The following is a 20,382-nucleotide window of genomic DNA, read 5'->3' on the forward strand; positions in this document are numbered from 1 at the left end:
ACGTAGGATCAGGACGTGACGCCGATGATGTCGGCGGCGCTGACGGAGACGCCGTTCACGGTCAGCGATGGCGTGGACGTGGAGGTGTCGATGCCGGTCACCGTGCCGGAAATGGTGGTGTAGTTGAGCACCGAGTTGCCGGCGGAATCCGTCGCGGTCACCGAGATGGTGTACTGACCGCCATCCGTGAGCTGGGTGCCGCTGGAATTCTTGCCGTCCCAGGTGAAGGTGTTGGATCCGGAGTTGCCGGTCCCGGTGCCGGTGTAGACGGTGTTACCGGAGGAGTCCTTGATGGTGATCGCGACGTCGGAAGCGGCCGACGACAGCGAATAGCCGAACGTCGCCGAGCCGCTGCTCAAGGTCGACGTGTCTGTCTTCGCCTCGACGGTGTGGCCGATATAGTTGACCGAGTTGAGCGTCACGAGGCTCGAGAACGAGCTGGAGAGCGACGTCAGATTGGAGTTGATCGACTGCTGCTGGCTGAAATTGGCGTAAGAGGTGAGCTGATTGATGAAGTCGGTGGTCGAGGTCGCGTTCAGCGGATCCTGGTTCTGAAGCTCGCTGACGAGCAGGCTCAGGAAATCGCTCGAGGTCAGCGTCGAACTGGACGAGGTGCTCGACGATGACGACGTCGTCGTGGTCGCAGTCGTTGCGGAACTCGTTGCGGAAACTGTCATCAGAAACTCCGGCTTTCTCGCGCGGCCGGCGACGACGATGTCGGTCAGCGCGCTTGAAATCTGTGTGCTGATGAAACGCGTGGCCGCGTGGATTCAGGCGCGGATTCACCCGCAAAAATCGCTTTCGACACGGCAAAATCTGCCGCGTGCGCAGTATTCGGGAATGCTGAAAGTGCGCTTACGAAAAAGCGCAGCCGCTCGCGCGTGTGGGCACGAGCGCAAAAGCATTGGGATCGGAATGTCAGAGAAAGAGCCGTTCAGCTCCCCGCGGTCTCGCCTTCGGTGCGCGGCTCGGCGGTGTCGCTCTTCATTTTCGCGGCGGCGGCGGCGATACGATCGGCGAGGCCTGCGGGCGCCCGGACCGGAGGTGCGGCGAGCGCCTGGCGCAAGGCGCGCATCTCTTCCAGCAAGGCCTGGGCAGAGGAGGAACGCTTCAGCAGCTCTTCGGCGGGCAAACGCCGGTCGTCGGGCCAGAGCGAGAGATCCTCGCCCAGCCGGTCGATCAGTTCCTCAAACTCGGTGACGTCCATCGCCCGCCGATCCCGCCTCGGTCAGGCCCCTCATAAAGCATTGCAGGTGCGGCGGAAACCGATTTCCGGCAGCTTCGCGCGCCAAAAGCGCCCGCAGCACTACGGAAACGGGCCAAACTGCGCGATGGGCGATCGCTGGGCCCCCCTCCGCGGTCCAGGCGCTCGCGATTTCAGCCCGTGCGGGCCGAATCGGCCGGCGCGACCTTGCCGCCCCGCACCGCCGCGTCGACATGCTCCCACGCCTCGCGCAGCTCGGTCACGGCGGCGATGATCCGCCGAAAACTCTGAGGCGCATGCGGCCGGCCGAACGCCTTGTGGCTCGCCACGATCAGGCTGTTGTAGGTCTGGAACAGGCGCTCGGCCACCGCCCCGCCCTTGGCGAAGTCGAGATTGTGGCTCAGCCCGCGCAGGATCGCGGTCGCCTTCAGCAGATATTCGTGGCCTTCCTCGAAGCGCCGCGCTTCCTGCGCGGCCAGCGACTTCTGGAAGAAGGTGATCGCGCCGCCAAGCAGCATCGAGATCGCCTTCAGCGGCGGCACGCTGGTCGCCGCGCCCCGATAGGCCTGATTGGCCATGTACGCCATCGGATTATGCATCATCAACTACTCGAGCTGGAGTTAAGCAGGGCCTTGAGATAGGTGAGCGTGTTGTTCGCGCTCGTGATCGCGGCCTGGTAATTCGCGTATTGGGTCTGGAGCTGGGTCTGGTAGGCGGACGCCGCGCTCTCGATGTCGTCGACCTTCTGCTGCAGGTCCGTGTCGCGATCGGTCAGGTTGGTGATCAGCGTCTGCAGCGAGCCCGAGCTCGACGAATAGGTCTTGGACAGCTGATAGAGCTGCGTGGCGATGCCGGAGGTCGAGGTCACCGTGATCGATTGCGACGTCGATCCCGAATAGGTGAAGGCCATGCCGGCATAGGCCGTTCCGGCAGCGCCAAGGATCGTCGTGCCGCTCACCGTGAACAGCGAGGAATCGCCGCCGACCGAAGCAGAGGAGAGATTTCCAGACGAATCCACCGTCAGGTCGAGCGTGAAGGATTGCGGCGACGTTCCGGTGTTGACGACGCTGAGCTGGCTCGACGAGGTCTTGGTCTGAGCCGACAACAGCGTGGTGACGCCGCTCAGATTGGTGCTGAGAACATTCGATAGCGTCGAGGTGTCGAGCTCGAGCTCGTTCTTCTCGTTGAAGGACAGGCCGAGGTCGGCCATGGTGAGGCCGCCCACCGTGCTGTTGAGCGCGTTCTGGAGCGAATCCATGATGTCGCGCATGGTGCCGTCGCCGAACAGCACCGCGCTCGAATCCGCCGTGCCGTCGGAGGCCGTCGCCTGCTGCGCGATCACCGCATCGCGGAACGTGTTGTAGTTGGTGACGAGGCTCTCAACCGCCGTCTCAATCTGGCTGGTATCGGGCTCGATGCTGATGTTCAGCGTCGCTCCTGAGGTCGTCGCCTGGAGCAGATTGAAAGTCACGCCAGTCAGCACGTCAGTGATATCATTGGTATCCCGGGTCATCGAGATGCCGTCGAGGGTGAATTTGGCAGCTTGAGACGTTTGCAGGACGTCGGAAAAAGCGCCCGAGCTGTCGGTGAGGCCGAGCTCGTTCAGGATGTCGTTGCCGGACGTGCTGGAATAGGCGATGTCAGAGGCGTCCTCCGTGCCGGACAACACCATCTCGTACGATCCGCTCGATACCTGGACGATCGAGGCCTGCACATTGGTGGTCGATGTCTGGGCGTTGATGGCGTCGACGACGTCCTGCATCGACATCGTGCTGGTGACGGTGATGTCAGCGGTGCTGCCGCTGCCGAGACCAAGGGAAAACGTGCCGGAATAGCCGAGCGCTGTGGTTTCGCTCGACTGTGAGGTGCCGACCACCTTCTGCGCGGTCGCGACCTGGCTGATGGTCAGCGTGTGGTCGCCGGTCGCAGCACCATTGCTGACCGACATCGAGAGCGCGGAGGACGCGCTGACGTCGCCAGTCGAGCTGATGGTCGCCGCGCGCGTGGCAAAAACGTTGGTCGCCAGCGAATTGACGACGGCCGTCGCGAGCGAGGACAGGCCGCTTGAGAGCGTCGAAAGATCGGTCTGCAGCGTCTGGTAGGCGGAGATCTTGGCTTCGTTGTTGGTGATCGAGGTCGAGATCGTGGTCGCTGCCGTCAGCTTGGCGTTCACCGCCGCGGTGATCAGCGCGCTCCAGTCCACGCTGGTCGATGTGGTGGTGCCGGTCGTGGTCACCGTGGAAGCGCTCGACGTGCTCGAGGTGGTGCTCGCAGTGCTACTGGTGCTCGAACTGACTGACGTCACTGTGCTGGCCGATCCATCCCAGGGTGAACCGGGCCGGCATCAAGCCGGCCCGGAGGTCGTCTAGGCAAGCGCTTAGCCGAGCAGCTTGAGCAGGTACTGCGGCATCTGGTTTGCTGCGGATTCCGCCGACACCGCAGCCTGGGTCTTCACCTCGGCCGAGGACAGCGTGGCCTGCTCGGCCGCGATATCGACGTCCTTGATCGCCGAGTTCGCCGACTGCAGGTTCTGGGTCTGGGTCGAGATCGAGTCCGACGAGAAATTGAACCGCGATTCCTGCGCACCGATGCTGGCGCGGGCGGCCGAGACCGTGTCGATCGCAGTATCGAGCGTGTCGAGCGCCGAGGCCGCATCCGACAGCGAGCTGACGTCGAGCGAAGTTACGCCGAGTGAGGACGACGTCAGGCTCGTGAGCGTGATGGTGATGGTGTCGGAGCCGGACGAGCCGACCAGCACGGAGACGCCCGAGGAGAACACGCTCGAGCCGTCCAGAAGGCTCTGGCTGGAATAGCGCGTGCCGCTGGCGATCGAATCGATTTCGCTCGTGAGCTGCGTGAATTCCGAGTTGATGTAGGCGCGGCTGGAGTCAGTCGTGGTGCCCGAGGCCGATTCGGAGGCCAGCGACTTCATGCGCGCCAGGATGTCCGAGATGTTGGAGGCGCCGCCGTCAGCAGTCTGGAGGATCGCGGTCGCCTGCGAGGCGTTGGTCGCGGCCTGCTGCAGCGTGGTGACGTCCGACGAGATGCGGGTCGAGATCGCGAGGCCGGCGGCGTCGTCGGAGGCCGAGGTGATGCGCGAGCCGCTCGACAGCTTGGCAAGCGCGCTGCTCTCCTGCGCGGAATTGATGTTGAGGTAGCGGACCGCAGAGTTCGCCGCAGTATTGGTGGAAATTGCAGGCATTGGAAACTCCTGTGCTGATGGGCATGGCGTGCCGCATCGTTGAAGACGATTGACGACGCAGACCGCAGCCCCGTCCGTTCGCTCAAACGGTGGAGCGCAAGGAGATCAGGCGCGAAAATTTTCGCAGAGCAAATTTTATGGTTAGCAATCGGTAAACGCGGTGCGGATGTCGCGTTCGTGCTTGCGCAGCAACTGACGCAGCTGCTGGCGTCCGCGCTTGAGCAGGGACTCCACCGCCGCCACCGTGGTGTCCATCACCTGGGCGATCTCGCCGTTGCTCATATTCTCGTGGTACGAGAAGATCACCGCGATGCGCTGCTGCTCGGGCAGGCGCTGCATGGCGAGCTCCAGCATGCCGTTCAGCTCGTTGCGCTCGATGATCTCGACGGCGCCGGGCTGGCCATCGGCGACCTCCGGCACGGTCTCGACGTTCTCGTTGCGCGGCTTGCGGCGCAGATCGATGCAGCGGTTGGAGATGACGCGGTAGAGCCAGGTCGAGAACTTGGCGCGGCCGTGCTGCCAGCGACCGCGATGGCTCCAGATCTTGAGCATGGTGTCCTGCACCACGTCTTCGGCATCCGCGGCGTTGCCGACGATGCGCAGCGCGATCGCATAGGCGCGATCGATGTGACGCTCGACCAACATGCGGAACGCGGCTTCGTCGCCAGTGGCAAGCTTGTCGAGAAGCTCGCTGTCCTCGTCGAAGACGATTTCGTCGGCGACCGGCGCGCTGTCCGGCGCCAGCGGCACCGACGGCATCATGGGCACGATCTCTTCAGCCGGCAGCGTCGTCGTAATCTCGGCCTCGGCGGGAGCCCAGACATCAGCAGCGTAACTCATCCCGCAATCTCCAACCCGCAATGCCGGCGGCGCACATGCCACACGGCTTCCAGGCGTTGAACGCGGGGCCAAAACAATCCAGGCGGAGAATTTTTGTTATTTTTCAAGATGTTAGCCGGTATCTTTTGCCGAGTGTCGGGCAATAATTGCCGAGCGCGTGCTACTCTCGCACCTCACACCCGCAATCATCACATCGTCTCGCGCCATGGCGGATCGTCCATCCTGAACAGATGTCGTTGAGAGAAAACGCTGACATTACGCGGCACTAGGCGATCAAACGCGACACGCACACAGCGCATCAAGAAGCGATTGTTTCCGAGTGTGAATGTACGCGAGACGACTTCCGCACCCGGCAATTTTTTCCGAATCACCTTTTTCGAACCTAGCGATTTTTTTGAATCTGTCAGTCGTGACGAATGCGTTTTTGAATCGCGCGTGAATTATTTTCGCGCTTGTGGCGCCTGACATGGTGAACGTGCGCGTTAATTGATCTGATTGGCGGGGAATCTGCACATGACGATCGCAACGGCCGGTGCGCAGCGCCGCGCCAAAATTGTTTCTGCTTGGTCGTTCGATGTTTTCGATACATTTCTGTTGCGCGCGTGCACGACGCCGGATGGTGTATTTGAAAGGGCTTACGAGCTTTCCGGCATTTCACGGACTTGTCCGAATATTTCCGCGAGTTTCGTTCAGCATCGTGTCCAGGCCGAAGCGCGTGCGCGGAGGACCGTGAAGGAGAAGCGCGGCGGCGGCGAAGTTCGCATCGATGAAATCTATTCCTATTTTCCATTCAAGCTGTTCGGTCTCACGCGCCATCACCTGAACGATCTCGTCGAATCAGAGTTCTCGGCCGAGCTCGAGCTCTGCCGCGCCAATCCGGACATGCTTCGGCAATATCTGGACATGAAGCGCGCCGGGCACCGTGTCGGATTCATCTCCGATACCTATTGGGACACCGACCGGCTGGCGCGATTGCTGCTCGCATGCCGCCCCGGGCTGACGTGGGACTTCCTCTACGCTTCCTGCGACCACGGCAGCGGCAAGAGCGAGGCGCTCTTCGCAAAGTACCTGTCCGAGCAGGGTATCGACGCCAGCGTGTCCTTTCACGTCGGCGACAACGACAAGGCCGATATCAAGGGCGCGAAGCGCCACGGCATTCGGCCGCGTTATTATCCGCAGGCGACGCCGCAACTGGCTTCCAAATTCCAGCGCGAGACCGCGCTGCTCGAGCTGTTGTGCCCGGGCACGCCGGCGCGGCTCGATCATGGCGCACGGACCTTGCGGCGCATGGTCGCCACACGCAACGCCGAGAGATCTCCCGCCTTCCATCTCGGCATGACCGTGCTCGGCCCGGTGATGACGGCATTCGATGCCTTCATCGCCCGGCGCTGCCAGGAGGCCGCCGGCCCCGGCAGGAAGATCGCCCTCGCCTTCCTCGGCCGCGACGGCTTCCTGCCGCACCGGACCTGGCAGGACCTGCACGGCACCACATCGGCCTATCTCGAGATCAACCGGCGCGTCAGCTTGATTGCCTCGGCCGATACGATGCAGCCGTTGATCGACCTGCTCAGCAAGGTGTTGAAGATCGACGCGCCGACCTTCCGCGACATGATCAAGATCCTGCCGCCGAAGGTCGAAGCGTTCTTCGCGGCCTATCCTGACGGAATTGCTCCCGGCGAAGATCTCGCCGAAGCTCTGCCGGAACTGATGGATGCCGGCGAGATCGCCGAGCTTGCAGCGGCCCTGCGCGCACGGCTGCTTGCCTATCTGCGTCACACGATCCCCGGCTTCGACGAATGTACCGACCTGGTGCTCGCCGATCTCGGCTATTCCGGCAGCGTGCAGAAGGCGCTGCGCCGCGTGTTCGACATGGAAGGCATCAACATCCGGCTCCACGGCGCCTATCTGATCTCGCTCGACGATGCCTTCGACGATGTCGCCGAGGAAGACAGCGCGACAGGATTGATCTCGGACCTGGTGGTGACGCCGCATATCAAGCGCATGTTGATCCGCAACATTGCGCTGCTGGAGCAGATCTGCTGCTCCGCCGATGGCTCGGTCCGGGATTATGACGGAGAGCGGGTGCTGCGTGAGATCAATCCGCGCCCGGCCGGCCAGATCGCACTCGCCGCGGAGATCCAGGCAGGCAGCGTGGCCTTTGCGGAGAGCGCCGAGGACGTGGCACTCGACTTCTGCCTCGCTCCCTATGCCGCGCCTGATGTCGCTGCGCGCTGGTGCGCGGCGACACTGGCGCGGTTCCTGCTGCTGCCTGACGAGGACGAGCTGGCGCTGCTCGGCGGCTTGAAGCACGATGTCAATCTCGGCACGCACGCGCTGGCGCCGATGATCGACAGCGACTTCCTCCGCCGGCAGTTCACCGCCCGCGGCTTTTCCGCCGCCTGCGCGTCTGCCGCCCCGCCGATGTGGCTCGCCGGCAGCTTTGCCCGGCTGTCGCCGTCGAACGCCTATCTCTACACGCTGTTCGGGGCCAACCGCCTGCCGGCCGACGTCTTTGAAGAGAGCCCCTGCGGCCAGGTCCAGATCGGACTGTTCCGCGCCGACGGCGCAGCCACGCTGGACACCGTAACTCTCTACCGCACTGGTCTCGGCGAGTTGCGCCTGCGCATCCCCCTTTCGCGCACGATGGGCATCGCCATGATCGCACTGCCGCTGCCGACATTCGCCGCAGAAGGCCTTCTTCATGGCGTGACCATCCAATCAGCGGACGACATTCGCGACGCCACCGAGAGCCAGGATGTCGCCGGCATCGCCACCGACAGCCTGATCTTCGCCGGCGCGCAGCACAACGATACCCATTATCGCTCCGAGACCGACGACGCCTGCCTGCTGATCCCCGTCGCCCCAATGGCGCATGACATCGCAATCTATTCGGTTGCGATCACCCCGCTCGGTTCCAGCCCCAATTAGTGCGCCTGATCGCGCCGCCCTGGCCGTTCAAGTCCAAGGGCTGAGTGGCGATGTGAGGGGCACGGAATTGACGGACGGGACGCACGCAAACCTTGATGACCTCTTGCGATCCGGCGGCATCCGGCTCGGCAGGGCCCAGCGCGACCGCCTGGACTGGCTGACCGGCCAGTATGGCGCGCCGACGCTGGATGACCTCGCCGGTAACAGGCGCAGCGGCGTTGTCATCCTCAAGGAGCCGCCGAGCGGCGCTGCTGCGGAGCTGTTCTACCGTTCGCTCAATCCGGGCTGTGCCGTCGTCATTCCGACCAGCGAGAACCCCGGCTTCGACTTCCTCAAGTCCAAGCTGACCGAGTTCGGAACCGTCGGCCCCTGCGGCGCCGACGGTCCGCACGAGATGTGGTGGGGTGGCATCGGCTGGTCGAAGTTCCTCGCTAGCGCCGATACGTCCACCGTCCGCCCGCGGGTCGTCTCCTGTTACCCGCGCGGCGGCGACGCGACCGCTGCCTTTGCGCTCCGGCATTCGCTCGAACGATTCGATCTCGCCTGTCACATCGAGCCGATCGACACCCAGTTCAGCGACCGCCTGCTCTGCTTCGAGAAGGCGGAGTTCATGCTGCGGATGTGGAACAAATATCGCGAGCCGCTGCTGTTCGTCGAAGCCGGCGCCGTGCTCCGCGAGGCGCCGCTGCTACCGTCCTTCCTCGGCTGCGACGTCGCACTCCACAAGTGGAATCGCTGGGAGATGTCGGCGCGCACGCTCTATTTCGGTCGGACCAGGGCCGCGGAGATGCTGCTGCGCACCTGGCAGCATCTCGCGGCGTCGTACCCTGCGATCTGGGAGGGCTATCTGCTCGACCAGGCCTGGAGCCTGACCTCGTCGCAAGTGCCGCTCGATACGGTGTGGCTGCCGCGATCCTATCACGCGCTGGCCGGCGATCTCGGCGCGATGCGCGCCACTGTTCTGCACAGCCAGCAGACGACGACGCTGGAGCTCGGACCCGATTCCGCCTTCGCCGGCCTCGTGCGCACCGCCCGTCGCGCCGGGCGCACCGGCGCGCGCGATGCCTTCATGGTCATGACGTCGAAAGCCGAAGCCGGCAAGGGCATCGCCGTCATCCTGCGCGACATCTCGGCCAGCGACGCCGGCGCAGTCGCCGCCACCGTCGAGGCCGTGACCGGCGCCTATGCCGCCGATTGCGGTGGTTATGGCCGCCTCGAACTGTCGCTGTGCGCCTGGCAGGACGATGTCGGCGCGGCGCGTGATGCGGCGGCGCTGGCGCGCTACCGCATCCTGGAGATCGCTCCGGGACAGCGCATCGCCAATGACTTCTTTGCACATCACGCGGCCGACGACGCAGTCATGACCGCCCGCCAACTCTTCCCCTGAGGGACATCACGCGATGCTCAAGACCGTCATCCTGCTCACCGACACCGTGCAACAGCAACAACCGCTGGCCAACCTGCTGCGCGAGCACAATCGCGAGCTCGCGTTCGTCTCCGCGCTGCGTGCCCAGGACCTCAGCGCCATCGATCCGGAGATCCTGAGCGAGGCACGTCTGGTGTCGTTTGCCGCCGACGTCGCGGTGCCCGAAAAGTTCCTGCTGCAGCTCGGCTACGGTGCCTACAAGTTCTACGCCGCGGCGACGCAATATCCAGGGTTGCCGCAGGCGCCCGACGAGAGCGACGAAACTCCGAGCTGCTACTCCGTGATCGCGCAGTCGATGATGATCTGGCCGGATTTCAAGAAGGTGGTGGGCCTGGAAACCGTGACAATCCCGGACGGAACCGCGGCCGCCGAGCGCGAGCGGCTGGTGTTCACCCGCCTGGCCCATTTGTTCTGGCGGATGTCGATCATGATTGCGGGCGAGGTGACGGATCTCCCCGGGATCATCGGATCTGCCGAGAGCCAGCGGCCGACGCTGGCAATGATGAACTGAGCTAGCGCGCGGAGCCGCGGAGCTGCTCCGACAACAGATCGCGATGCTCCGGTGCCGCGATCGCGATCATGCGCCGCGCGCGCTCGGCAAGACCGCAGCCGCGTAACTCGGCGATCCCCCATTCCGTGACAATGGCGTCGACGTCGGCGCGGGGCGTCGTCACGGTCTCGACATGGGCGACGATCCGGCTGGTGCCGTCCGATGCCGTCGCCGGCAGCGCGATGATCGCCCGTCCGCCGGGAGACGCATTGGCCCCACGCACGAAATCGAGTTGCCCACCGATCGCCCCGATCGCGACGCCGTTCAGCGTCTCGGAGTTCACACTGCCGTCGAGCCCGACCTGAAGCGCCGAGTTGATCGCGACCAGCCGGTTGATCCGCGCCAGCACGCCCTGGCCGTGCGTGTAGGACGTCGGCCGCACTGCGACTGCCGTGTTCTCGTGCACGAAACGATAGAGCCGCTTCGTGCCGATCACCTGGTTGGTGACCGTGATCCCCGCGTCGATCCCCTTCTCCGCATTGGTGACCGCGCCGCGCTCGATCAGGTCGACCACGGCGTCGTTGATCAGGCCGGAATGGATGCCGAGATTGCGCAGATGCGATAGCGAGGAGAGGATCGCATCCGGAATCCGCCCGACGCCGAATTGAAGCGTGCTGCCGTCGGCGACAAGACTCGCGGCATGCGCCGCGATACGCCTGGAGACTTCGTCCAGAGGCGGTGACGCCAACTCAACAGGAGGACGGCGAGCCACCACGCGCATGTGGATCGGCACGTCCTCAGGCCATTCCGCGCCAAACGTAAAGGGCGCATCCGGATTGACCTCGGCGATGACGAGGCGCGCACCGCGCGCGGCGCTGATGACATAGTCGTTGGAGAGGCTGGCGCTCAGCCGTCCGCCGGACTCCGCAAGCTGCACCAGGACGACATCGGCCCGATGGCGGAGCGCAACAAAATCGGAGCAGAAGGCACTGTAGCTGCTCGGGATCACGTCGAGCCGCCCAGCCTTGGCCAGCCGCCGCGCATTGCCGATCACGCCGTAGCTCTGGAATGACACGTTGGGCGCGCAGGCCGCGGAGAACGTCTCCGAGAAGATCGGCCCGACCATCATGCGGAATGCCGGCAAATCTCCGGCCTGCGCTACCAGCGCTTCGGTCAGGGTGACCGGCTCTGCCGTCGCCTGGCCGCACACCACAAGATCGCCCTCGCGGATCAGGCCGGAGAAGTCGATTGGCGCCGTGTCCTCGGGCATCGCCAATTCTGCTTCAGCCTAGTATGACTTCGCGAGGCCCAACACCTTTTCCGCAATAAAACTGAGCGCGAGCTGCGGGCTGACCGGCGCGATGCGCGGGATCAGCACCTCGCGCAAATAACGCTCGACGTGGAACTCCTTGGCGTAGCCAAAGCCGCCGTGGGTCATCACCGCCTGCTCGCAGGCATGGTATCCGGCTTCGCCTGCGAAATATTTGGCGGCATTCGCGCCGGCGCCGCACGGCAAGCCCTTGTCGTATTGCCAGGCCGCTTGCATCACCATCAGCCAGGCTGCCTCGAGCTCGACCCAGTTGACCGCGAGCGGATGCTGAATGCCCTGGTTCTTGCCGATCGGACGATTGAAGACGACGCGCGTCTTGGCGTATTCCGTCGCGCGCGACAGCGCAAGCTTGCCGAGGCCGACGGCTTCCGCCGCGATCAGGATGCGTTCGGGGTTCATGCCCTCGAGGATGTACTGGAAACCTTTGCCCTCTTCGCCGATGCGATCCTCCATCGGGATCTCGAAATCCTCGAAGAACAGCTCGTTGGAATCGACGATCTTGCGGCCCATCTTCTCGATCTCGTGGACCTTGATCCTGTTGCGGTCGAAGTCCGTGTAGAACAGGCTGAGACCATGGGTGGGCGAGCGCACCTCCTCCAGCGGCGTGGTGCGCGCCAGCAGCAAAATCTTGTGCGCGACCTGCGCGGTCGAGATCCACACCTTCTGGCCGTTGACGATGTAGCGATCGTTCTTGGCGACCGCGCGGGTCTTGAGCTGGGTGGTATTGAGGCCGGTGTTGGGCTCGGTGACGGCGAAGCAGGCTTTCTCGCGGCCTTCCACCATCGGCGGCAGCATGCGTTTGCGCTGCTCCTCGGTGCCGAACACGACGACGGGATTGAGACCGAACACGTTGATATGCACTGCGGAGGCGCCGGACATGCCGGCACCGGACTCCGCGATCGTGCGCATCATGATCGCGGCTTCGGTGATGCCGAGCCCTGAACCGCCATATTCTTCCGGCACGCAGATGCCGAGCCAGCCGGCATCCGCGAGCGCCTTGTGAAAATCATGCGGGAAGCCGCCGTCGTGGTCCTTCTTCAGCCAATAGGCATCGGGAAAGCCTTCGCAGATCTTTGCGATGGCGTCGCGAATGGCTTCCTGCTGATCGGTGAGCGCGAAATCCATGATGGTCTCCTTGTGGAGGCTCGTTGAACCTAGCGCCCCATCTGCGAGGGCAGCCAGAGGATGATAGACGGAAACGCCACGAGGATCGCGATCGCGATCAGGTGGGCGATGAAGTGGGGGAAGGTGCCGTGAAACACCTCCGCCACCGGCCGTTTGGCGTAGCGGGCGACGATGAAGCAGTTCAGCCCGACCGGCGGCGTGATCATGCCGACCTCGGCGGTGACGATCTTGATGACGCCGAACCAGATCGGATCGAAGCCGAGCGTCTTGATCAGCGGCAGCACGATCGGCACGGTCAGCACCAGGATCGCGATCTGGTCCATGAACGAGCCGAGCACGATATAGCCGCACAGGATCAGCGTGATGATCACCCAGCGCGAGGTCGGCAAGCTGCCGATCCAGGCGACGAGATCCTGGGTCACATGGGTGAGCGTGAAGAAGTAGCCGAAGATCGAGGCACCAACGAGGATCATGATGATCATGCAGGTGCCGTGGCAGGCGCGCAGCAGCGTCTTGTAGAGCGAGGTCGGCGTGATCTTGCCCTTGACGATCGCGAGCAGGAAGGCACCGAACGCGCCGAAGGCCGAGGCCTCCGTCGGCGTCGCGACACCGAGATAGATCGTGCCTGTGACGATCGAGAACAGCACCACCATCGGCGAGACCTGCCACAGCAGCGCAAACTTTTCCCGCCACGGCACTGACTTTGCAGCCGGCGCCCGCGAGGGATCCTGCCAGACCAGGAAATAGATCGTGGCCATGATGGTGAAGGTGACAAGGATCGCGGGGATGATGCCGCTGATCAAAAGCTTGCCGATGTTCACCTCGGCGAGCAGGCCGAAGATGACGAGCGCAACGCTGGTGGGCAGCAGCATCGACAGCGTGCCCGAGATCGCGACCACGCCCGCGGCCATCTTCGGCTCATAGCCCTGGCGGATCATCGCCGGCAGGCTGGTCGAGGACAGCGTCGCAGCGGACGCCGTCGAAGTGCCGCAGATCGCGCCGAAGCCTGCGCCGGCCAGCGCAGTCGCCATGCCGAGCCCACCGGGAACACGGCCGACCCAGGCCGAGGCTGTCTTGAACAGATCGTCCGCGACGCCGGACAACAGCACGAGATCCGCCATCAGCAGGAACATCGGGATGGTGATCAGCTCGTAGGAGGAGACGGTCGAGAGCGGCGCTGTCTCCAGGATGCCAAACAAGGTCGGAAAGCCGCCGACCATCACGAGGCCGACCGAGCCGGAAAAGGCCATGGCGAAACCGACGGGCGTGCCGAGCGCGAGCAGGCCGAACAGCAAAGCGAGAACGATGAGAGGTGTCATGGATATCCGCCGTTACTCGAAGCCGCGCGCTTCGCCGACGCCGGTCACCGGCGGCAGCGGATAGAGGTCGCGTCCACTGACGAGGCTCAGCACATTGCCGACCAGCTGGAGCGCCAGCCGCAGCACCAGAACGCCGCACCCGAACGGCACAAGCGCCGCCGAGATCCAGGTCGGCCAGGGAATGGCGCCAGAGAGAACGTCGTGCTGCTCGTAATTCTCCAGCGCGCGCGCGAAGCCGACCTTGCAGATCAGGACGAACACGAAGAGGCCCGCGAGCGCGGTGACGATCTCGGACAGCCGCCGCCCCGTGGGCGAGAACCGCGACAACAGGATGTCGACGCCGACATGGACATGCTCGCGCAAGGCGTCCGACAGCGTGAAGAAGAACACGCCCGCGAGCAGATAGAGCCCGATCAGATCATAGGTGAAGGAGAACGGGCTGTTCAGCGCATAGCGCATGAACACGTCTGTCACGACCAGAACCATGATCACGAACATGAATAACACCGCGATCACTGTCAGCGCGCGCTCCAGCGCGCCGAGCACTTGCCCTGCCCGTTCGATCACGTCGCGCCTCCTTCTCCGATTTGCGGATTACTTGCCACCGGCGGCCAGCAGGTCGTCGAACTCCTTCAGCGCGGCAGAGGCCTGCTTGCCGCGGCTGTCGAGACCTGCGGCCCATTCATGACCGACGCCCTTGAGCTTGTCCTTCATTTCGGCGCGCGTTGCTTCCGGCAGCGGATCGAAGGTGACGCCTTCGTCCTGCATGTGTTTCTTGGTGGCTTCGCCTTCCTTGTCGACATCGGCGCAGGCTTTCGGCGTGATTGCCTCCGAAGCCTCGTTCATCGCCTTTTTCACGTCGTCCGGCAGCTTGTCCCAGACCGACTGGTTGATGGAATAGGCGACGATGAAGCTGCCGAAGCTGACGCCTTCGGTCGCGTGCTTGACCAGCTTGTCGAGGCCATAGGCCACGACGCTATCCAGCGGAAACAGCAGGCCATCCATCGTGCCGCGCGACAGCGACTCATAGGCATCGGGTGCGGCCATGCGCACCGGCACGGCGTTGAGCGCACGCAGCGTGAGATCCTGCGCGCCGCCGGTGGTGCGCAGCTTCAGGCCCTGCATGTCCTTGGTGGTCTCGACCTTCGACTTGACGGTCCACACCTGGTAGGGCGGCAGCACCACGGCGAGCAGCAGCTTGATCTTGTTCGGCGCGTATTCCTGCTTGGCCAGCACGCCTTCGCGCGCGGTCTTCCAATAGGCAAGCGTGCCCTGACAGCTGGTCGCGAACGCGCCCGGCAATTGCGCCACTTCCGACAGCGGCATCTTGTCGGAGACGTAGGACGGTCCGATGTAGCCAATATCGACCACGCCCGACTGCGTCAGCCGCAGCATGTCGGCGGCTTTGCCGATCTGCTGGTTCGGATAATAGGTGAAGGTCACGGCGCCGTTGGTGCGCTTGGTGACGTCGTCCATCCAGGGCTTGAGCATCAGGCGGACGAGATAATGTCCGGCGGGGAAGCTGTCGGCGACCTTCAGCTCGAGCGCTTGCGCCGACAATGTCGAGACCGGCAGCGACAACGCGAGCACGGCTGCAGCCCGGACCAGATTTGTCTTCATGTCATTCTCCCTGAGGCGTCCCGCGCCGAAGGCGGCAGCCGCTTGCTGCCGAGCCGTTCGGTCCCTCGCTCCGTTTCTTGCTTGAGGAAAATGTACATATATGTGAATTTATCTGTCAAGTATATGAACTATGCATGGAGCTATGCGCCCCTCGGCGAACCACGCGAATTGACATCGCCGATTTATGAATTCTAACTCCACCTATATGAATTTAGCTCACGAGGCCTCATGGGACCGCTCGCCGGCTTCACCATTCTCGACCTGACTTCGGTGCTGATGGGCCCCTACGGCACCCAGGTGCTGGCCGACATGGGCGCTGACGTCATCAAGGTCGAAAGCCCCGAAGGCGACATCGTTCGCCAGATCGGCCCCGGCCGCACACCCGGCATGGGCGGGATGTTTCACAACGCCAATCGCGGCAAGCGCAGCATCGTGCTCGACCTCAAGAAGCCCGAGGCGCGCGATACGCTGCTGCGGCTGGCGAAGAGCGCCAACGCGCTCGTCTACAATGTGCGCCCGCAGGCCATGGCGCGGCTCGGCCTCGACTACGAGACGCTCGCCGCGATCAATCCGTCGCTGGTCTATGTCGGCGCGTTCGGCTACGGCCAGTCCGGCCCCTATGCTGCCAAGCCTGCCTATGACGATCTGATCCAGGGCGCGGCGACCATTCCGACGCTGCTTGCGGCAGCCGGCGACGGCACGCCGCGCTACGTCCCCGTCACCATCGCCGATCGCATCGTCGGGCTGATGATGGTGAACGCCATCATGGGCGGCTTGATGCACCAGCAACGCACCGGCCAGGGCCAGCGCATCGACGTGCCGATGTTCGAATCCATGACCGAATTCGTGCTGGTCGATCATCTCGGTGGCCTGACCTACGATCCGCCGCTCGATCACGGCGGCTATGCTCGCCTGCTCTCGCGCTATCGCCGGCCCTACAAGACCAGCGACGGCCATCTCTGCGTGCTCATCTACAACGACAAGCACTGGCGTAGCTTCTTCGAGGCGATCGGGCAGCCGCATTTCCTCGAGCAGCCGCGCTTTGCCAACCACGCCGCGCGCACAAAGCACATCGACGAGATTTACGAGGAGATCGGCCACGTCTTCGTTACGCGCACCACCGCCGAGTGGCGCGAGCTGCTGGAGCGTGCCGATATTCCGGTGATGCCGATGCACACGCTGGAGACGATCCTCGAGGATCCGCATCTGAAGGCGATCGACTTCTTCAAGACGGTGGATCACCCCGTGGAGGGCCGCATCCGCCAGATGCGCGTGCCCTCGACCTGGAGCGCGACCCAGCCGGAGCCCGCCGGCCCGGCACCGACGCTCGGCCAGCATGGCCGCGACATTTTGCGCGAGGCCGGCTTCTCGTCCGAAGAGATCGAACGGCTGGCGGAGCAGAAGGCAGTTCACCTGGCGGCGCCGCCCTAGAGGCAGGCGCCGGCCAAATCGCAGGACAACAGGGAGGAAAACGCGATGGCCGGACTTTATTTCGAGGACTTTTCCGTGGGCCAGGAGTTCAGGCATCCGCTGACCCGGACCGTCACGGAAATGGACAACACCATGTTCAGCCTGCTGACGCTCAATCCGCAGCCGCTGCACATCGACGCGCATTTCTCGGAAAAGACCGAGTTCGGCCAGCGCATTTTCAACAGCCTTTACACCCTCGGCATCATGATCGGCATGACGGTCTATGATACGACCATGGGCACCACCGTTGCCAATCTCGGCATGACCGACGTGACTTTTCCGAAACCGGTCTTCCATGGCGACACCTTGCGGGCGACGACGAAGGTGCTTTCGTTGAGGGAATCCAAATCGCGCCCGAAGGCGGGCATCGTCGAGTTCGAGCATCATGCCTTGAACCAGAACGACGAGATCGTCGGCAAATGCCGCCGCATGGCGATGATGCACAAGAGGCCGGTCTGATGCGTTCCATGCTGTTCGTGCCGGGCGATTCCCCGCGCAAGTTCGAGAAGGCCAGCGAAGGCAAGGCCGACGCGCTGATCATCGATCTCGAGGATTCCGTCGTCACCGAGAAGAAGCCGGAGGCGCGCACCCTGACGCTTGCGATGCTGAAGAGCCGACCCGGCCCGCATCAGCTCTATGTCCGCGTCAACGCGCTCGATACCGGCATGACGCTGACCGATCTCGCCGCGGTGATGCCGGGCAAGCCCGACGGCATCGTGCTGCCAAAATCGCAAGGCGGCGACGACGTGCGGCAAGTCGCGACCTGGCTCGAAGCCTTGGAGGCGGCCGCCGGCATCGCGGTCGGCACGACGCGTATCGTTTGCGTTGCGACCGAGACGGCAAGCTCCATCTTCGGTCTCGGCAGCTACAAGGGCTGCTCCCCTCGCCTCGCCGGCCTGATGTGGGGCGCGGAGGATCTCTCGGCCTCGCTCGGCGCCACCGAGAAGGCTTCGGGCGGCGTGTTCCACAGCCCCTATCGCCTCGCGCGTGACCTCTGCCTGATGGCGGCGGCCGCGGCGGAAGTCGCACCGATCGACACCGTCTATACCGACATCGACAATCTCGCCGGCCTCGAGCAGGAGACGCGCGCGGCGCGGCGCGACGGGTTTTCGGCGAAGGCGTTGATTCACCCCAAACATGTCGATGTCGTCAACGCGGCGTTCGCGCCGACGGATGCCGAGCGCACCTGGGCAGAGAAGGTGATCGCGGCGTTCGCGAGCAATCCGAACTCCGGTACGCTGCGGCTCGACGGCCAGATGATCGACAAGCCGCATCTTCGCGCCGCGAAGAAGATCCTCGGCGAGAGCTAGATCGGAACGCCGCCACCATGATCGTTCGCCAAGCCGCAAACGTCCTGGAGATCATGGAATTCTTCGCACAAACGAGGAAGCCGGCGACGCTTGCCGAAATCGCCGATCATTTCGGCTGGCCGCGCTCGTCGACCTTCAACCTGCTCGCGACGCTGTCGGAGAAGGGTTATCTCTACGAACCCCGGCCGCGCGCCGGCTTCTATCCGACACCGCGATGGCTGGCGATGGCGCGGATGATCTCCGAAGTCGAGCCGCTGCCGCCGTGGACGCATACGTTGATCGCAGATCTCTCAGCCGAGACCGGCGAGACCGCGTCCATCGTGGCGCCCGCGGGCGTCATGGCTGTCTTCATCGACGTCGTCGAATCCCAGGCCGCGATCCGCTATTTCGCCACCATCGGCCACCGCGTGCCGATCCACGCCACCGCGAGCGGCCGCGCGCTGCTGCTGCAATATTCGCCAGAGGAGCGCGACTCCGTCTATCGCAAGATCGAGTTCAAGCAATATGGCCCGTCGACCCCGATCAGCATCGAGGCGGTGGAGGCCGAGCTGCGCATTTCGATCGAGCGTGGTTACTGCCAGAGCTTTGCCGACTACAGCCGCGACCTCGCTGGTGCAGCGATCCCGCTGCCGATCGGCGACCGCCGCCTGTCGGTCGTCGTCGCGGGGCCGGAATTCCGGATCGGGCCGAAGGTGGCGGAGGTCGCGTCGTTGATCGCGCGGACGGTGGACCGGCTGCGGCCGAAGACGGCGGCGTAGTTTCAGTCGAATCCCTGAACCGGAGGCGTCGTGGTCTCCACCGGCGCCGCCGGTGCAGCTTGAGCCGGCTGCTCCACAGGTGCGGCTTGGACCGGCGGATTGCTCGCAGCTCTCATCTGACCGCTGGCCTCCATCGCCTGGCGCGTGCGCGGCGGAGCGGTGGTTGCGGCGACGGGGGACGCCTCACGGCGTGACGGCTGCCGATGTCTCGCCGACTGCGAACCTCTCACGCCCCATGACCTCGCGATCGAAGGTCCGGCGGTATAGCCGATTACCGCGCCCGCGACGGCACCGATCGGACCGAGCACGACGGCGCCGGATACGGCGCCTAATGCCGCAGAACCAGCGCGCTCCTGCGCAGCGGCGCTTGCCGGCACGCCGGCCAGCAGCACGATGGCAGTGATCAGAGCTTTGTTCATCGGAGCGCCTCCCTCTCGGGAGATCACTCTGACTCAAATATGGCCACAGCGGGTTTGTTCGTGGCCCAACACGGGGCAATCGCGGATGGAACTCCGGCAATTCAATGGCTCGGGCCGCGATTTCCGCGCGCTAAGGCGCGACCTTGTCGGCCGTAAAGCCGTTGCGGTCGAGCGCACGGCGGACTGTGCCGTCAGCCTTGGCCTCCGTCAGGAATTGCGCGGCCCAGACCTTCGCGACGGTCTTGCCCTTCGGCACGACCACGACCACGCCGGTCGATTGAATCACTTCGTCCAGCACCTTCGTTCCCGGCAGTTTTCGCGAGAGGTCTTCCAGCGCCCCCATGCCCATTGCGAGCGCATCGAGCTCGCCCTTGCCGATCAGCTCGGCCGCCTGTTCCGGCTTGACGAACTTCGTGAGCTTCGCCTGCTTCAGCGATTTCTCGACCGTCCGCGATGTCGACGTTCCCTCGATGCAGCCGACCCGCATGCCCGCGCGATCGACATCCGCAACAGAGCGGATGTCCGAACCCGCGCGGATGAGATAGCCGCTCATATAGGCGACGTAGGCCGGCCCCTGGTCCACGAACGCTTCGCGCTTGACGTCAGCCGGCATGAAGGAGAGATCCCAGACGTCCTTGCCGCTGGCAGCGGCGATCTCGTCCGAGCTTTGGTATTCGACGAGCTGCAGCGGAAGGTGGAGCATCCCGGCGGCAGCCTTGGCCAGTTCGACGGTGACGCCGCGCGGCTTCCCGGTCGCGGGATCGCGCGTCGTCCAGAACGCCGACGCGGCGGGACCGACGGCCACCGCCACGCGCAATGTTCCCGTCGGCGCAACCTCGAGCGCACCCTCGGCTTTCACCTCGGGAGCACCGGTCATGAGAGCGACCAATCCCAACGTGGCGATCAAGCCGAGCCGCAACATGTCACGTCCTTCCAGCACT

At 64.1% G+C, this 20,382-nt stretch carries 20 protein-coding genes and 1 pseudogene; 8 read left to right on the forward strand and 13 right to left on the reverse strand.

The window, feature by feature from the left end; all coding sequences use genetic code 11:
* Positions 1 to 8: 8 nt before the first annotated feature.
* The 4 genes from NLM31_RS33700 to fliD form a co-directional block, all read right to left on the reverse strand.
* Complete coding sequence (locus NLM31_RS33700) at positions 9 to 677, reverse strand: flagellar hook assembly protein FlgD (RefSeq protein WP_254195060.1); 669 nt, start codon at positions 675 to 677, stop codon at positions 9 to 11.
* A 257-nt stretch (positions 678 to 934) separates the two neighbouring features.
* Complete coding sequence (locus NLM31_RS33705) at positions 935 to 1,207, reverse strand: hypothetical protein (RefSeq protein ID WP_254195061.1); 273 nt, start codon at positions 1,205 to 1,207, stop codon at positions 935 to 937.
* Between the two features lie 170 nt (positions 1,208 to 1,377).
* Positions 1,378 to 1,806 (reverse strand): flagellar export chaperone FliS, encoded by a 429-nt coding sequence (gene fliS, locus NLM31_RS33710; RefSeq protein ID WP_254195062.1) that lies wholly within the window; start codon positions 1,804 to 1,806, stop codon positions 1,378 to 1,380.
* The gene (fliD, locus tag NLM31_RS33715; RefSeq protein WP_254195063.1) at positions 1,806 to 3,440 is read right to left on the reverse strand and encodes a flagellar filament capping protein FliD; all 1,635 of its coding nucleotides are present in this window, start codon (positions 3,438 to 3,440) and stop codon (positions 1,806 to 1,808) included. Before fliD ends, fliS begins: the two co-directional genes overlap by 1 nt.
* Here fliD and NLM31_RS43260 point away from each other — a divergent pair.
* Positions 3,424 to 3,573, forward strand: coding sequence for a hypothetical protein (locus tag NLM31_RS43260; RefSeq protein ID WP_254133585.1), 150 nt, complete (start codon positions 3,424 to 3,426; stop codon positions 3,571 to 3,573). The genes fliD and NLM31_RS43260 overlap by 17 nt on opposite strands.
* An 8-nt stretch (positions 3,574 to 3,581) precedes the next feature.
* Here the strand turns inward: NLM31_RS43260 and NLM31_RS33725 are convergent, their stop codons facing one another.
* Positions 3,582 to 4,406, reverse strand: coding sequence for a flagellin (locus tag NLM31_RS33725; protein WP_148772853.1), 825 nt, complete (start codon positions 4,404 to 4,406; stop codon positions 3,582 to 3,584).
* Positions 4,407 to 4,547: 141 nt separating this feature from the next.
* Positions 4,548 to 5,246 carry an RNA polymerase sigma factor gene (locus NLM31_RS33730; protein ID WP_254133586.1) on the reverse strand — a complete coding sequence of 233 codons (699 nt, stop codon included), beginning with the start codon at positions 5,244 to 5,246 and terminating at the stop codon, positions 4,548 to 4,550.
* Positions 5,247 to 5,975: 729 nt separating this feature from the next.
* Here NLM31_RS33730 and NLM31_RS33735 point away from each other — a divergent pair.
* The 3 genes from NLM31_RS33735 (at position 5,976) to NLM31_RS33745 (ending at position 10,111) form a co-directional block, all read left to right on the forward strand.
* The gene (locus NLM31_RS33735) at positions 5,976 to 8,174 is read left to right on the forward strand and encodes a hypothetical protein (RefSeq protein WP_254133587.1); all 2,199 of its coding nucleotides are present in this window, start codon (positions 5,976 to 5,978) and stop codon (positions 8,172 to 8,174) included.
* 67 nt (positions 8,175 to 8,241) lie between these two features.
* A complete protein-coding gene (locus tag NLM31_RS33740; RefSeq protein ID WP_254133588.1) occupies positions 8,242 to 9,561 on the forward strand; it encodes a hypothetical protein in 1,320 nt (439 codons plus the stop codon).
* Positions 9,562 to 9,574: 13 nt separating this feature from the next.
* Complete coding sequence (locus NLM31_RS33745; protein ID WP_254195064.1) at positions 9,575 to 10,111, forward strand: hypothetical protein; 537 nt, start codon at positions 9,575 to 9,577, stop codon at positions 10,109 to 10,111.
* Between the two features lies 1 nt (position 10,112).
* On the opposite strand, the gene NLM31_RS33750 is transcribed toward NLM31_RS33745, so the two are convergent.
* Genes NLM31_RS33750 through dctP form a run of 5 tightly spaced genes read right to left on the reverse strand, consistent with a single transcriptional unit; the run spans position 10,113 to position 15,484 of the window.
* Positions 10,113 to 11,360 (reverse strand): acetyl-CoA hydrolase/transferase family protein, encoded by a 1,248-nt coding sequence (locus NLM31_RS33750; RefSeq protein WP_254195065.1) that lies wholly within the window; start codon positions 11,358 to 11,360, stop codon positions 10,113 to 10,115.
* An 18-nt stretch (positions 11,361 to 11,378) separates the two neighbouring features.
* Complete coding sequence (locus NLM31_RS33755; protein ID WP_080134126.1) at positions 11,379 to 12,545, reverse strand: acyl-CoA dehydrogenase family protein; 1,167 nt, start codon at positions 12,543 to 12,545, stop codon at positions 11,379 to 11,381.
* A 29-nt stretch (positions 12,546 to 12,574) separates the two neighbouring features.
* The gene (locus tag NLM31_RS33760) at positions 12,575 to 13,864 is read right to left on the reverse strand and encodes a TRAP transporter large permease (RefSeq protein WP_254195066.1); all 1,290 of its coding nucleotides are present in this window, start codon (positions 13,862 to 13,864) and stop codon (positions 12,575 to 12,577) included.
* A 12-nt stretch (positions 13,865 to 13,876) separates the two neighbouring features.
* Positions 13,877 to 14,431 carry a TRAP transporter small permease gene (locus NLM31_RS33765; protein ID WP_254133592.1) on the reverse strand — a complete coding sequence of 185 codons (555 nt, stop codon included), beginning with the start codon at positions 14,429 to 14,431 and terminating at the stop codon, positions 13,877 to 13,879.
* 27 nt (positions 14,432 to 14,458) lie between these two features.
* Complete coding sequence (gene dctP / locus NLM31_RS33770; RefSeq protein ID WP_254195067.1) at positions 14,459 to 15,484, reverse strand: TRAP transporter substrate-binding protein DctP; 1,026 nt, start codon at positions 15,482 to 15,484, stop codon at positions 14,459 to 14,461.
* Between the two features lie 228 nt (positions 15,485 to 15,712).
* Here dctP and NLM31_RS33775 point away from each other — a divergent pair, with 228 nt between their 5' ends.
* The 4 genes and pseudogenes from NLM31_RS33775 (at position 15,713) to NLM31_RS33790 (ending at position 19,022) form a co-directional block, all read left to right on the forward strand.
* Complete coding sequence (locus NLM31_RS33775; protein ID WP_254195068.1) at positions 15,713 to 16,915, forward strand: CaiB/BaiF CoA-transferase family protein; 1,203 nt, start codon at positions 15,713 to 15,715, stop codon at positions 16,913 to 16,915.
* 30 nt (positions 16,916 to 16,945) lie between these two features.
* Positions 16,946 to 17,413, forward strand: a pseudogene (locus NLM31_RS33780) (MaoC family dehydratase); the annotation flags it as partial.
* A complete protein-coding gene (locus NLM31_RS33785) occupies positions 17,413 to 18,264 on the forward strand; it encodes a CoA ester lyase (RefSeq protein WP_254195069.1) in 852 nt (283 codons plus the stop codon). The pseudogene NLM31_RS33780 and the gene NLM31_RS33785, both read left to right, overlap by 1 nt.
* 17 nt (positions 18,265 to 18,281) lie before the next feature.
* Positions 18,282 to 19,022 carry an IclR family transcriptional regulator gene (locus tag NLM31_RS33790; protein WP_254195070.1) on the forward strand — a complete coding sequence of 247 codons (741 nt, stop codon included), beginning with the start codon at positions 18,282 to 18,284 and terminating at the stop codon, positions 19,020 to 19,022.
* A 2-nt stretch (positions 19,023 to 19,024) separates the two neighbouring features.
* Here the strand turns inward: NLM31_RS33790 and NLM31_RS33795 are convergent, their stop codons facing one another.
* Both NLM31_RS33795 and NLM31_RS33800 read right to left on the reverse strand, forming a co-directional pair.
* A complete protein-coding gene (locus NLM31_RS33795) occupies positions 19,025 to 19,441 on the reverse strand; it encodes a hypothetical protein (RefSeq protein WP_254133597.1) in 417 nt (138 codons plus the stop codon).
* 130 nt (positions 19,442 to 19,571) lie between these two features.
* The gene (locus tag NLM31_RS33800) at positions 19,572 to 20,381 is read right to left on the reverse strand and encodes a transporter substrate-binding domain-containing protein (RefSeq protein ID WP_254195071.1); all 810 of its coding nucleotides are present in this window, start codon (positions 20,379 to 20,381) and stop codon (positions 19,572 to 19,574) included.
* Between the last annotated feature and the right edge of the window lies 1 nt (position 20,382).

This window comes from Bradyrhizobium sp. CCGUVB4N, assembly GCF_024199945.1.
Classification (GTDB): domain Bacteria; phylum Pseudomonadota; class Alphaproteobacteria; order Rhizobiales; family Xanthobacteraceae; genus Bradyrhizobium.